This is a genomic window from Caldicoprobacter guelmensis (genome assembly GCF_016908415.1).
GTDB lineage: Bacteria > Bacillota > Clostridia > Caldicoprobacterales > Caldicoprobacteraceae > Caldicoprobacter > Caldicoprobacter guelmensis.
Genome location: NZ_JAFBDW010000008.1, coordinates 42,511 through 56,959, shown reverse-complemented (window position 1 = coordinate 56,959; position 14,449 = coordinate 42,511). Strand labels below are relative to the sequence as shown.

Genomic DNA, 14,449 nt, shown 5'->3' with positions numbered 1-14,449 from the left:
CTGTTCAGTTTTCAAGGACCATTCCCCCACCGCCCTCCCCAGAGCGGCGAATTATATACTACCAAATCATCTTACCTTTGTCAATACCCTTTTTTGAGGTTTTAATTTGCTTTTAGTACATTACCGTCTACTTGTGAACTACTCCACCCTATAGAGGATAGAGCTTCTTGCTCCATCGACTGCTCTTACAATATCTGCAAGCGTGAATTCGGGACCTTCCAGCCCTACGTGAGCTTTACCTTTGACTTTCAGGCAAATCTACAGGAACATTATAGCCCTTTTTCTTTTCTTGTCGAGAGCAATTCATCTCCACCTTATAACCTTACAGAAGATGGAGACCTCTTGTTTAACCTTCGTTAAACTAGCTGCTCAAAATAGCAAATATAAATTAACACAACCTTTTTGTTCTTGTCAACATAGGATGGAACAAAACAGAAAACCTTCTCCTTTATACTTTTATTCCTCCAACAAAATACATTTCGCAATCGTCAATCTGTTTAAATACCGTTATTCCTGCACTCTTCATCATATGTGCTACGACTGTTGCAGGAGGTAAAACGTCATCTTTTATAACGCCCTCTTCTCTACTGTGTATGTCGTTTATTTTTTCACGGGATTCGGAATGACAAATTATTAGTTTTCCACCCTTCTTTAGACCTTTCGCCATATGCTTGATAGCATGTTCTTTATCTGTAAAATGAGGAAACACCGAATAGCAAATAATGCAGTCATATTTTGGAATATCCATGGGAAATTCGCATACATTCCCTAATATGTAGTTCACGTTTGGATAAGTATACTTCTTTTTGGCTTGTTCCAGCATGGCCTCTGATAAGTCGATTGCATCAATTTGTCCGCTATCCCTTACTCTATCATAGATATATGGTATCAGTACGCCGGTTCCAGTACCCACATCGAGCACCGTCTGGCCTGGCTGAAGGCCTATAAACTCAAAAATTCGTAAAAGCTTTTGAGGGTCATGATATGCCATCTCATCCCATTTATGGGCGATGCCGTCAAAATATTCTTTATGACTCAACGCCTTTGCCTCCCTCTTTTAAAACATGGCTCTTTTTTAGCAAAATGATAACCCCGGGAATTAGAACCACTTGAATAACCATACCTGGCAAACCTGTAACCACCCCACCCCATACATATATAACAGGATTACCCAAATTTTTAAACCCCAGGATGTATACAAACACGGCCGTTATCAATCCCAGCACTATTCTACCGCAAAACATAGCCGTTATCAAAGCCAAAACCTCATGCCACTTGAACTTCCGATAAAACAACCCACACGCCAATCCATATGTACCTAACTCAAAAGCCATCATAATAGTCGTGGGAACAGGAGCCATCGGTGGCATACCTGTTAACAATGAGCTTAAAATCGGCGTGATAATGCCTACTATAAGAGCATTCAGGGGACCTACCACAAAACCTGATAGCAAAACAGGAATATGCATGGGTAAAAAGATTTTTCCTGCATTGGTGCCTGCGGCATGAAATGCGATAGGGAGAAGTATGCCCAGAGTTATAAATATGCCTGACAATGTAATTTTTTGTGTCTGACTCATAAAAACATCTCCTTTCTTTCAAAATTTTAAAAACAAAAGGCGGTTTCCATGAAAAATCATGAAAACCGCCTTCTTGACGGCATTTTAACCAACTTCAATTTTTATACACTATCGTTTAACTGGATACCTTCATGGTACCCTTTTGCATTTTTATTCTACCAAATTGAGCATAAAAGTCAATACGCACGTCGTTTAAAAGACATTCCTTGCCTGTTTTTATTTTTTGAAATCATGCAACTGCTTGTTCCAGTTTATCTATGCCTATTCTTATTCTCTTTAAAGATTCTTCTTTGCCCAGCAAATCCAACAGCTCTATAGCTCCACCCGGTGTATACTGCTTTCCCGACAGGGCTGTACGTATGGGCCACAATACCTGGCCATTCTTAACCCCCAGCTGTTGTATAAGCTCCATCAACGCCCGATGGACCTCTTCTTCATTCCACTTATCAAGTTTTTCCAATACCTCATAACTCTTTTTGAGGTGCTCCAATGAATTTTCCAAGTTGGTCTTCATTTTTTTGTGTACATACAGCTGCACATCGTAATCAGGAAGTTCATCTATAAAATCAACGCTCTCTATTATATCGTTTAACGTCTCTATACGTGTTTGCAACAGTCGACTCAACTTCATATAGTCTATACCACGCGCCTTTATAGCCTTTTTATAATACGGCAAAGCCAATTCGCAAAACTCCTCCAAGCTCTTTTTCCTTATATACTCGCCATTCATCCATCGCAGTTTATTAATATCAAAAATAGCAGGCGACTTATTAAGCCCTTTTATCGAAAAATGCTGTTTGAGCTCTTCCAACGTAAAAAACTCTCTGTCATTCCCGGGACTCCAGCCCAAAAGCGCAATGTAATTTATTATGGCTTCTGGCAAATAACCTTTATTATAAAAATCCTCAAAAGAGGCATCTCCTTCACGCTTGCTGAGCTTCTTACCAGCCTCTTTCATTACAGGTGGTAAGTGAATATAGGTGGGAATATCCCATCCAAACGCCTGGTAAAGGAGATTATATTTGGGAGTAGACGAAAGATACTCGCTTCCCCTCACCACATGAGTTATCTTCATCAGGCTATCATCGATTACATTAGCAAAATTATATGTAGGCATGCCGTCTGATTTGATCAGCACACCCTCATCTAGTGTGGAATTTTCCACCGTTATAGTGCCGAATACCTCATCATGAAATGAAGTGGTACCAGTTGGAGGTATGCTCTGCCGTATGACATATTTTTCTCCATTTTGAATTCTACGTTCAACCTCTTCCTTGCTGAGGTTTTTGCAGTATCCATCATATTTAAACGGGATTCCCCTTTTTTGACACTCCTCGCGCAAAGCCTCCAACCTCTCTTTTGGGCAGAAGCAGTAATAGGCGCCACCCATCTCGACCAATTTTTTGGCATACTGCTGATAAATCTCTTTGCGCTGGCTTTGTATATAAGGGCCATAAGGGCCCCCAATATCAGGCCCTTCATCATAATCAAGCCCTACAATCTTCAACGTCTTGTATATTACGTCTACAGCCCCTTCTACATATCTCTCTTGATCAGTATCTTCTATACGCAATATGAATTTCCCACCCTGGCTTTTGGCGATCAAATAAGCATAAAGCGCTGTCCTCAAATTGCCGATATGCATATACCCTGTAGGACTAGGCGCAAATCGCGTCCTAACTTCGCTCATCCGCTTTACGGCGTTAAAGAAACGCCTTTTCCCCCTTTCGTGTGTTATCACAATAAAAAAACCTTTTTATTACCAATTTCATGCTCAAATGTAGTATAATACTATTATAGAAAACCTGTCAAGCTGATATTCCTCTTAAATCAAGAAATTGCCGATGGTTATTGTTATTTATTGTGACATTATGGTAATATATAAACTAATAAGAATATAGAGAAAATTCAGTTTTACACAAAACCGAACACTCTCGAAAAGTAGCTGAGTAACATAGGTACAATCGATTGATTTTTGTAGGGCAAGTTTGCAAAGACTGAACCTGCAAACACGCTAAAATAAAGCCCTCAGACTTTTCGAGAGCATACAAAACCAAAGAAAGAGGGGTAGTGGCCTTGTTTGACATAAAGGATACTATCGCACAAGCCATACATGAACAACTTGCTCAACTGAGCCGTGAACAGATTTACGACTTGCTTGAATATCCGCCCAACCCTGAAATGGGCGATATAGCATTGCCGTGTTTTAAGCTGAGTAAAATCTTAAAAAAGCCCCCAATGCAAATAGCTCAGGAACTGGCATCGAAAATTTCAAATATGGAATTTATTGACAAAACAGAGGTCGTATCTGGATACCTCAATTTCTTTTTTAACAAACCTAAATTCATAGAACAAACTTTAAAGCGCATATTATCAGAGCAAGAAAAATACGGTTCTCAACCCATCGGAGAAGGTAAGACCATCGTAATAGATTACTCTGCGCCCAACATTGCCAAACCTTTCCATGTTGGTCACCTCCGCTCTACAGTGATCGGTAACTCATTGCGCAAAATCTTTGAATTCATGGGATATAAGTGTATTGGCATAAACCACTTGGGTGACTGGGGAACACAGTTTGGCAAACTCATAGTAGCGTATAAGCTGTGGGGTAAGAAAGAGGAGGTAGAAGCTCAAGGCATAAAAGAACTCATGCGCCTATATGTAAAATTTCATGAAGAAGCCGAAAAGGACCCCAAGCTGGAAGATGAGGCAAGAAGCTGGTTTGCGCGCATGGAAAAAGGAGACAGCGAGGCATTAAGGTTATGGCAATGGTTTAAAGATATAAGCCTTAAAGAATTCCAGAAAGTATATGACCTCCTTGGTGTCCATTTTGATTCGTATGCCGGCGAAAGCTTTTACAACGATAAGATGGACGCCGTGATTGAAGAACTCAAGCAAAAAAACTTGCTCAAAGAAAGCGAAGGGGCGTTAATCGTAGACTTAGAAGAATACGGAATGCCCCCCTGTATGATACTGAAAAAAGATGGCAGTAGCCTATATGCTACACGTGACATAGCCGCCGCTATCTACCGCAAAAAAACATATAATTTCCATAAATGTATATATGTAACAGGTGCGGCACAAAGCCTTCACTTCCAACAGTGGTTCAAGGTTATAGAGCTTATGGGGTACGAATGGGCTAAGGACCTCATTCACGTCCCCTTTGGCCTCGTAAGTCTGGGTGGAGAAAAGCTATCCACACGCAAAGGAAAAGTTGTATTGCTTGAAGACATATTGTCTGAAGCCATTAAAAAAACCCTCGAAATAATCCAAAGCAAAAACCCCGAACTGGAAAATAAGGAAGAGGTAGCCCGCCATATGGGCGTGGGCGCTGTCATATTCAGCGACTTGTATAGTAATAGAATTAAAGACGTGTCCTTCTCTTGGGATGAGGTTTTAAACTTCGACGGAGAAACCGGACCGTATGTACAGTACACTCACGCTAGGTGTTGTAGCGTCATTCGAAAAGCCTACGATGACCCCAATAACTTTAATCCTGATATGCTTCAGACAAAAGAAGAATATCAACTATGCAAGACTTTGTACCAGTTTCCTGAAAAAGTCATGTTAGCTTTGACGCAGCTTGAACCTTCTATAATAGCCCGCTATTTGGTGGACGTTGCACAAGACTTCAATCGCTTCTACCATGAACACCCCATACTAGTAGATGATCAACAACTGAAAGCAGCAAGATTAGCCCTGGTAAAAGCCACAAGAATTACGTTGGCTAACGGGCTTAGACTCTTAGGACTCAAACCCCTTGAAAGGGTGTAGGAGGAGGCATATGAAAAGAATAGTACTAACCGGCGGGGGCACGGCAGGACACGTGACCCCCAATATAGCACTTATTCCGGAACTTAAACGCCAAGGCTGGGAAATTCATTATATAGGCACAAAAAACGGGATAGAGTACAGCCTCATCTCAAAACATAGCGACGTTATATACCATGCCGTGCAATCAGGCAAACTAAGGCGGTATCTAGACATCAAGAACTTTACTGACCCTTTTAAAGTGGCATACGGCATAGGCCAATCATTGCATATAATACAAAAGATAAAACCTAATGTCATATTCTCAAAAGGAGGATTTGTATCCGTCCCAGTTGTAATAGGCGGGTGGGTAAACCGTATCCCAGTCATAGTACATGAATCAGATATCACTCCTGGCCTGGCCAATAAAATAGCCTCTTTATTCGCACAGGTTATCTGCACTACCTTTCCTGAAACTGTATCCGAATTTAAAGGAAACAAGGCTGTATATACCGGCACTCCGATACGCAAAGAACTGTTTCAGGGTAATATTGAAACCGGCAGGAAATTATGCGGTTTTACACAGGAAAAGCCGGTAATAATGGTAATGGGAGGTAGTTCGGGGTCACTAGCCATAAATAACTGTTTACGAAAAATAGTCAAAAAGCTTCTAACCCGTTTTCAAATAGTACACATATGTGGTAGGGGAAATATAGATCCAAGTTTTGCAGGTATTCCGGGATATGTCCAATTTGAATACCTGGATAAAGAGTTACCTCATATCATGGCGCTGGCCGATATAGTGGTATCACGAGCCGGATCCAATTCCATCCACGAATTTTTAGCTCTTAAAAAACCCTGCCTCTTGATCCCGTTGCCATTGGGAGCCAGCCGTGGGGATCAAATATTGAATGCCAAATCATTTGAAAAAAAGGGTTACAGCAAGGTTCTCCTACAAGAAGACATGACCGAAGATTCACTATACCTCTCCATTTTAGACCTTTACAACAAGCGCCATCAATATATAAAAGCCATGTCTACCGAAGATCATACATCCGGTACTAAAAATGTCCTAGAGGTCATCAACAAATATGCATAATTTCGCATAAATAACATCACAATAAATAAAGAGTTCCTTGTATGAAAAGGAGCTCTTTTTATTTAGCAACCCTAACCCCAAAGAAAGGAGGATAAGAAGGCATGGAACTTACAAACAAAGAAAAGATATTATTAGAAGACCAGCTCAAAACCGAATACATGTGCATGAACAAATACAGGGCATATGCTGCACAGGCAGTAGACCCGGAAATTAAATACCTTTTTGATATGGTAGCAAAACAAGAGGAACAGCATGCAAATACCATAAAAATGCTACTTCAACAAGGTGGTTTCAACCCGCCAAAACAGCAATAACACTATAATAGGAGGGAAAAAATTATGTCTCAAAATCAATTGACTGAAAGAGACATGCTCTACGATTCCATAATGACCGAAAAATACGTCTCAGACGCTTACAACACTACTGTTATGGAATCGGTCAACCAAAATATAATTGAAGCCCTACAGCACATTCAACAAGAAGAGCAGGAACACGCAAAGCTGTTTTTTGAAGCCATGCACCACCGCGGCTGGTACACCGTTGAAGCCGCCCATCCCAGCCAGGCCGCCAAACAAGAAGTTGACCAGCAGATTTCAAGCCAGATGCAAAGCAGGCGCCAGCAGCTGGAACAAAAGATACAAAATCAAGGATAAAATAAAAAAGTAAAAGGGGTATTTAACCCCTTTTTTATTAATCTGTTAACAAATCTTCTTTACCCAGCCAAATCTGTCTTCCTCTTTGCCGTATTGAATACCCGTCAGTTTATCATACATCAGTTTAGAGAACTCTCCCACTTGCCCTCCGTTTATCTGTATAATCCTATCATTCCAGTTAAGTTCGCCCACAGGAGATATTACAGCAGCAGTACCCGTACCAAATACTTCTTCAAGCTCGCCTTTTTCATGAGCTTCAAATACTTCTTCTATGGAAATCAACCTTTCTTCTACTTTATAGCCCATGGACCTGGCAAGGGTGATGACAGAGTCGCGGGTAATACCCGGCAGTATGCTGCCCCCTTCAAGCGTTGGCGTCACAATCACGCCATCTATTTTGAAGAAGATGTTCATGGTACCAACTTCCTCTACATACCTATGATGACATGCATCCAACCATAATACTTGCGTATATCCTTTTTTCTTAGCTTCTTCAGCAGCATAAAGGCTGGCAGCGTAATTAGCAGCAGCTTTTGTATATCCTAAACCGCCTTTGGCAGCTCGCACATACTTGTCGGTAACATATATCTTCACAGGCTTAAACCCTTCAGCGTAGTATGCGCCCACAGGGGAGAGTATAATAAACAGCTTATAAGTATTTGACGGCCTTACGCCAAGATAAGGGTCAGTGGCAATGATAAAAGGCCTTATATAAAGTGCTGTCCCTTCTGCATCAGGAACCCAATCTCTTTCGATCTCAAGCAGCATCTTCAAACCTTCCCATAGAAGCTGTTCATCCACTTGGGGAATACACAACCTCTCAGCCGACCTGTTTAACCTCGCAATGTTATCCATGGGACGGAATGTAACCACTTCTCCCCTTATATTCCTGTACGCCTTTAAACCTTCAAAAATGGCTTGGCCATAATGAAATACCATAGCAGACGGCTCAAGGCTTATAGGACCATAAGGTACTATCCTAGGGTCATGCCACCCTTTCTCCGTGTTATAGTCCATGACAAACATGTGATCAGTAAACATAATGCCAAATTTAAGCTCATCGCTTTTGGGCTTTGGCTTTGGATTTTGGTTCCTTATAAACTGAATACCACTCATAAATATGCCTCCCACATTGTTTTGATTTGATGTATAAAAATTATCATTGGTAAATTATATCACCTCTGTTTCCCAATTTCCATATATATCAAATTCATTTTTTAAATTATTAGCAGGTACATCAACCCCATCATTCCTCCGAACGTTTTACCTTTGCAACAGAAACCACTGAGGCACCTTCATCCAGCTTCATCAGTATAACTCCTTGGGTGTTCCTGCCAGTGTTGGCAACTTCTCTGGAGTCTATTCGTATAACTGTCCCTTCGGAATTGATGATCATCAAATCATCATCGTCTGTAACCACTTTTAAAGCCACTAATTTCCCCGTCTTTTTAGTGATGTTCATGGTGATGATACCTTTCCCACCTCGACCTTGTACCCTATATTCGTCAACACGCGTCTTTTTCCCGTATCCGTTTTCGCTTATCGAGAGCACATAAGCCCCTTCTCTCACGAGCTCCATACCAATTACATGGTCTCCTTCCTCAAGCTCCATACCCTTTACTCCCATAGCTGTTCTTCCCATAGGCCTCACTTCAGACTCATGGAACCTGATAGCCATTCCCTTATGAGACGCCATTATTATCTCCTTATTGCCATCAGTTAGCTGGGCCTGTATCAATTGGTCATCCTCCTTAAGTGTAATCGCCACAAGACCCCCTTTACGTATATTCAAAAATTCATCCAAAGCACACTTTTTGACATAGCCATTGCGAGTTGCCATCATGATATATCTATTATCATCTGCTTCTCTTATAGGGATGACAGCCTGTATCCTCTCACCCGATGCCACTTGTATCAAGTTTATTATGGGAGTTCCTCGGGCTTGTCTTCCAGCTTCGGGTATTTCATAAGCCTTAAGCTCATAAACTTTACCATGGCTGGAGAAAAACAATAGCCTGTCATGGGTTGAAGTGACATATATGTCCTCTACAAAATCGTCTTCCCGGGTTTGAAGGGCCACAATACCCCGCCCTCCACGGTGCTGGATTTTGTATACACTAAGTGGGGTCCTCTTTACATACCCATAGTGGGTCAAGGTGATCACTACATCCTCTTCCTGGATTAAATCCTCGGCCTCTATTTCCTCAGCCGTTAAGGAGATTTTAGTCCTTCGCTCGTCTTCATACTTTTCCTTTATAGCCAATAATTCCTCCTTTATGATGTTATACACCATGCGCTCGTTGGCCAAAACGTCTTGGAGATACTTTATAGTGTTTTGAAGCTCTGCATACTCTTGCTCAACTTTTTCTCGTTCCAAACCGGTCAGCCGCTGCAGACGCATATCGAGTATGGCCTGAGCCTGTTTTTCGGTCAGCGAAAATTTCTCCATTAGACCTTCTTTTGCAATTTGAACGGTCCTGGAGTTGCGAATAAGCGAGATCACCGCGTCAATGTGATCCAGAGCAACGAGTAAGCCTTCCAGTATGTGAGCCCTTGCCTGTGCCCTGTCAAGGTCATGACGCGTGCGGCGGGTTATGACGTCTTTCTGATGAAGTATATAATAAGTGAGCATCTCCTTGAGATTCAAGATTTTGGGCTGCCCATCAACCAAAGCCAGCATAATAACCCCAAACGTCTCTTGCATCTGGGTATGTTTGTATAGATAGTTTAAAACCACAGTGGGATTAGCATCCTTCTTAAGCTCTATTACAATTCGCATTCCCGATTTATCCGATTCATCCCTTATATCAGATATACCTTCTATGCTCTTGTCACGTACCAACTCTGCGATCCTTTCAATTAATTTAGCCTTGTTTACTTGATAAGGTATCTCGGTAACAACTATACGGGACCTACCATTATTCATCTCTTCAATTTCCGCTTTTGCTCTAGTCACTATACGCCCTTTCCCTGTAGCATAAGCCTCTTTTATACCCTCTTGGCCAAGAATTATACCACCAGTTGGAAAATCCGGTCCCTTTATATATTTCATGAGCTGCTCTATGGTAATGTCAGGATTGTCTATAAGGGCAATAGTACCGTCTATAACCTCACCAAGGTTGTGAGGGGGAATATTGGTAGCCATTCCCACTGCAATACCTGATGAACCATTAACCAGCAAATTTGGAAACTTAGAAGGAAGTACAGTAGGCTCCTTTAAAGTCTCATCAAAGTTTGGCATAAAGTCCACTGTCTCTTTGCCTATATCGGCCATGAGCTCCATGGCAATCTTTGACAACCTTGCTTCGGTATAACGCATTGCAGCAGGCGAATCACCGTCTATCGAACCAAAATTGCCATGGCCATCCACCAAAGGATAGCGTATGGAGAAATCCTGTGCCATGCGCACCATAGCTTCATAAACCGCTGCATCTCCGTGAGGATGATATTTACCCAGCACATCTCCTACGATTCTAGCAGATTTTCTGTACGGCTTATCCGGTGTAAGGCCCAGTTCAAACATGGAATACAGTATTCGCCTGTGTACAGGCTTTAAACCGTCCCTGACGTCGGGAAGCGCACGGCTTACTATGACACTCATAGCGTAATCTATAAAAGACTTCTTAACTTCCTCCTCTATGTTTACCTCTATTACTCTCTGCCTAGCAAGGTCCATACCAAATCTTCCCCTCTACTTCAAAGTTTTATATATCCAAATTCTTTACCAGCTTTGCATTCTTCTCAATAAATTCACGTCGAGGCTCAACCTTTTCACCCATGAGAATAGTAAAAATCTCATCAGCTGCTATGGCATCCTCCATCTTAACCTTCAATATGGTCCTTGTCTCAGGGTTCATGGTGGTTTCCCACAGCTGCTCAGGGTTCATCTCACCCAAACCTTTATAGCGCTGTATTTCAATACCCTCACGGCCTATTTCATTGAGCAGCTTATCCAGTTCAGCATCGCTATAAACATAATACTCATCCCTGCCCTTGGTCACCCTGTAAAGAGGTGGCTGGGCTATATACACATGGCCATTCTCTATAAGAGGCCTCATATAGCGGTAGAAAAACGTAAGCAACAGCGTGCGTATATGGCTCCCGTCCACATCAGCATCAGTCATACATATGATGCGGTGATACCTAAGCTTGTTTATATCAAACTCATTGTCGATACCCGTCCCAAAAGCCGTTACCATAGCCTTTATCTCTTCGTTTGCCAGTATCTTGTCAAGCCTAGCTTTTTCAACGTTTAAAATCTTACCCCTTAAGGGCAACACGGCCTGAAAACGCCTGTCTCTACCCTGTTTCGCAGAACCACCTGCCGAATCTCCTTCCACAAGAAATATCTCACTGAGAGCAGGGTCCTTTTCTGTACAGTCGGCCAACTTTCCAGGCAGCGATGTACTCTCTATAGCGCTTTTTCTCCTCACCAGCTCTCGTGCTTTGCGAGCCGCTTCTCTGGCTCTTGCTGCGCTTATGGCTTTCTCGATTATTGCCCTGGCAATAGAAGGGTTTTCCTCCAAAAACACAGTTAAACCCTCATAGACTATGCTGTCTACCAGCCCACGTACTTCGGTATTACCCAGCTTTGTTTTGGTTTGCCCCTCAAATTGAGGCTCCACCAGCCTTACGTTTATAATCGCTGTCAGGCCTTCCCTGGTATCTTCTCCTGTCAAGTTTTCATCATTTTGCTTTAATATGTTATATTTTTTAGCATAATCATTAAGCGCACGGGTCAAGGCCGACTTAAAGCCTATGAGGTGAGTACCCCCTTCATGGGTAGCAATATTGTTGGCAAATGAGTATATATTTTCCATGTATGAATCATTGTATTGGAGCGCTACCTCCACAAAGGTAGTATTCTTCTCACCTGAAATATATATGGGCTCGGGGTGCAAGATATTTTTATTCTTGTTTAAATACTTAACAAAAGATGCTATTCCTCCATCGTAATGAAATTCTTTCTTTATTCCTTCCCGTTCATCTTCAAACACTATACGCAACCCTTTATTTAAAAAAGCCAGTTCACGCAGCCGATTAGCCACTGTCTCGCTGCTAAAGTTTATCTCCTCAAATATCTCAGCATCGGGTTTAAAGGTTATTATAGTCCCAGTTTCATCTGTATCGCCAATCACTTCTAGATTTGAGACGGTTTTACCGCGCTCATACCGTTGCCTATATACATGCCCATCTCTCTTTACAATTACCTCTAGCCATTCCGAGAGGGCATTTACTACCGAAACGCCTACTCCATGTAACCCGCCCGAAACTTTATAACCCTGCCCGCCAAACTTTCCTCCAGCGTGAAGAACGGTAAGTGCCACTTCAACTGCCGGTTTGCCCACCTGAGGATGGATACCAACGGGGATACCCCTACCATTATCTGCAACGGTAACCGACAAATCTTTATGAATTATAACATGTATGTAATCACAAAAGCCAGCCATAGCCTCATCAATGCTATTATCCACAACTTCGTAAATAAGCTGATGGAGGCCTTTGATGCCTGTACTCCCTATATACATTCCGGGCCTTTTTCTAACTGCTTCTAACCCTTCCAAAACCTGTATTTGAGTCTCATCGTATACGGCTCCATTGTTTCTCTTATTTTGCTCCATCCCATGTTCCCTCCGCCTCTTTGCTATCTAAAGCAATTCCATCTATAAACAAACTCCTTTTAAGAAGGGTAGAAGAAGAAATAGGTGACAAAAACACCACCGTTTTTTTATCAATTTCTGCCAGTATAAAGGTTTTAGGTTGGTCATCTGATACTCTTTTAACAAACCCCTCTTCCTCCGCAATATGCAAAAATTCCCGATTTATTCGGGACGCATTTATGGTATCTATATCAAAGATGGCAATAATGTTCTTAGTTGAAACCACTACGTCTCCTCCAAGGTGTAATATCATACTTATTCCTCCAATACAGCCTAAAATCACGCTTATGGCCCTATTATAACCGTTTTTTACTCAATTTTAAAGCCCTATTTTTAAATATCGCCCATTTTTATCAATAAATTTGCCTTCTTGTTACTTTACCTTCCTCTACCTCGTAAACATGAAATTTTTCTAGCTCCCACGGCGGTATACTATTTAAATCAGTAGCTGTGATAAACACCTGGACATCCCCAAGCTCTTCAAACAACTTCCTTTGGCGCCAATCATCAAGCTCTGACATTACATCATCCAACAATAGAACGGGGTATTCCCCCGTTTCTCTATACATAAGCTCAATATCAGAGAGTTTAAGCGACAACGCCACCGTCCTCTGTTGACCCTGAGAACCAAACACCCGAACATCCACACCGTTTATCTCAAACCCGATATCATCTCGATGACAACCAATCCCCGTACTACCACGTTGTATATCTTCTTCTCTATTCCTTTCAAGGGCAGCCAAAAACTCTTTCTTTATATTGGCTGTGTCCAGGCTGCTCACCTTGATTGACGGCTTGTATTCTATATTAAGCCTTTCAGCTCCTAAAGAAATCCTTTCATGAATATCCCTGGCTATTTTTGAAAGGCTATCTACAAATTCGAACCTTTGTTTTATTACGAAAGCTCCAGCTTCCGATAGTTGCTCATCAAATACCTCCAACATTTTTTTCGCTTGCGAACTTTTAGTTATTTCTTTCAAAAGGTTATTTCGATGATTAAGTATCCTGTTATATTGCTGAAGGTAATAGAAATACTGGGGCCTAATTTGGGATATCTCTATATCCATATACCGACGCCGTTCCGAAGGAGCTTCTTTTACCAGCTTTAAATCCTCCGGAGAAAATATCACGGCATTAAAATGCCCCATAAGCTCACCCAGTTTTTGTATCATTACGCCGTTTACCTTTATCCTCTTTTTATCTTTGTGGCTTAAAAAGACCTCTATTGAGTTATACCCCATTCTTTTCTCAACCAACACCTTTATATAGCAGGTATCCTGTCCCCATCTAATGAGCTCACTGTCCCTAGGTGTTCTGTGAGAACGCCCGCTACATGTAAGGAATATAGACTCCAATATATTGGTCTTACCCTGTGCGTTTTTGCCAACAAATAGTATTCTCCTATTATCAAATTTTAAACTGAGATTTTGGTAATTTCTGTAATTACTCAGGGTTAACTCCTTTAGATGCACCCTCAGCACTTCCTCCCCCGATAACGCGATATACGCCTGCTCTTTCAACCTCTACACAATCGCCAGGATATAATTTTCTACCCCTCCTTAGTTCCACCTCTCCATTTACCTTGACCATACCGCTCTTTATCATGTGGCTTGCCTCAGAACCAGTGGCAGCTATATTAGCCCACTTCAAAAACTGGGTAAGCTTTATATATTGAGTATGTATCATAATATCCTGCATGTTTTCATC

General features: G+C 41.7%; 13 protein-coding genes. 4 read left to right on the top strand and 9 right to left on the bottom strand.

Annotated features, from left to right (window positions below):
- Positions 1-448: 448 nt before the first annotated feature.
- The 3 genes from JOD02_RS10520 to gltX all read right to left on the bottom strand — a co-directional run bounded on the left by JOD02_RS10520 (position 449) and on the right by gltX (position 3,270).
- Positions 449-1,039 (bottom strand): class I SAM-dependent methyltransferase, encoded by a 591-nt coding sequence (locus tag JOD02_RS10520; RefSeq protein ID WP_204489356.1) that lies wholly within the window; start codon positions 1,037-1,039, stop codon positions 449-451.
- Complete coding sequence (locus JOD02_RS10515; RefSeq protein ID WP_204489355.1) at positions 1,029-1,580, bottom strand: ECF transporter S component; 552 nt, start codon at positions 1,578-1,580, stop codon at positions 1,029-1,031. The genes JOD02_RS10520 and JOD02_RS10515 overlap by 11 nt, the downstream gene beginning before the upstream one ends.
- Positions 1,581-1,809: 229 nt before the next feature.
- The gene (gltX, locus tag JOD02_RS10510) at positions 1,810-3,270 is read right to left on the bottom strand and encodes a glutamate--tRNA ligase (RefSeq protein ID WP_204489367.1); all 1,461 of its coding nucleotides are present in this window, start codon (positions 3,268-3,270) and stop codon (positions 1,810-1,812) included.
- Between the two features lie 386 nt (positions 3,271-3,656).
- On the opposite strand from gltX, the gene argS reads away from it, so the two are divergent.
- The 4 genes from argS to JOD02_RS10490 all read left to right on the top strand — a co-directional run bounded on the left by argS (position 3,657) and on the right by JOD02_RS10490 (position 7,082).
- Positions 3,657-5,354, top strand: coding sequence for an arginine--tRNA ligase (gene argS, locus JOD02_RS10505; RefSeq protein WP_207754296.1), 1,698 nt, complete (start codon positions 3,657-3,659; stop codon positions 5,352-5,354).
- Between the two features lie 10 nt (positions 5,355-5,364).
- Positions 5,365-6,429, top strand: a complete 1,065-nt coding sequence (locus JOD02_RS10500) for an undecaprenyldiphospho-muramoylpentapeptide beta-N-acetylglucosaminyltransferase (RefSeq protein ID WP_204489354.1) — start codon at positions 5,365-5,367, stop codon at positions 6,427-6,429.
- Positions 6,430-6,530: 101 nt separating this feature from the next.
- Complete coding sequence (locus tag JOD02_RS10495) at positions 6,531-6,743, top strand: ferritin-like domain-containing protein (protein ID WP_204489353.1); 213 nt, start codon at positions 6,531-6,533, stop codon at positions 6,741-6,743.
- Between the two features lie 24 nt (positions 6,744-6,767).
- Complete coding sequence (locus tag JOD02_RS10490; RefSeq protein ID WP_204489352.1) at positions 6,768-7,082, top strand: spore coat protein; 315 nt, start codon at positions 6,768-6,770, stop codon at positions 7,080-7,082.
- 45 nt (positions 7,083-7,127) lie between these two features.
- On the opposite strand, the gene JOD02_RS10485 is transcribed toward JOD02_RS10490, so the two are convergent.
- From JOD02_RS10485 to JOD02_RS10460, 6 genes are all read right to left on the bottom strand, one after another.
- On the bottom strand, positions 7,128-8,198 hold the full coding sequence (locus JOD02_RS10485; RefSeq protein WP_204489351.1) for a branched-chain amino acid aminotransferase: 1,071 nt from the start codon (positions 8,196-8,198) through the stop codon (positions 7,128-7,130).
- Between the two features lie 130 nt (positions 8,199-8,328).
- On the bottom strand, positions 8,329-10,758 hold the full coding sequence (gyrA, locus tag JOD02_RS10480) for a DNA gyrase subunit A (protein ID WP_204489349.1): 2,430 nt from the start codon (positions 10,756-10,758) through the stop codon (positions 8,329-8,331).
- A gap of 28 nt (positions 10,759-10,786) precedes the next feature.
- Entirely contained in the window at positions 10,787-12,703 is a 1,917-nt protein-coding gene (gene gyrB, locus JOD02_RS10475; protein WP_204489348.1) for a DNA topoisomerase (ATP-hydrolyzing) subunit B, read from the bottom strand.
- Positions 12,690-12,995, bottom strand: coding sequence for an extracellular matrix regulator RemB (gene remB / locus JOD02_RS10470; RefSeq protein WP_204489346.1), 306 nt, complete (start codon positions 12,993-12,995; stop codon positions 12,690-12,692). Before remB ends, gyrB begins: the two co-directional genes overlap by 14 nt.
- Positions 12,996-13,095: 100 nt before the next feature.
- Entirely contained in the window at positions 13,096-14,214 is a 1,119-nt protein-coding gene (gene recF / locus JOD02_RS10465; protein WP_204489344.1) for a DNA replication/repair protein RecF, read from the bottom strand.
- Positions 14,186-14,440 (bottom strand): RNA-binding S4 domain-containing protein, encoded by a 255-nt coding sequence (locus JOD02_RS10460; protein ID WP_204489342.1) that lies wholly within the window; start codon positions 14,438-14,440, stop codon positions 14,186-14,188. The genes recF and JOD02_RS10460 overlap by 29 nt, the downstream gene beginning before the upstream one ends.
- Positions 14,441-14,449 lie beyond the last annotated feature (9 nt).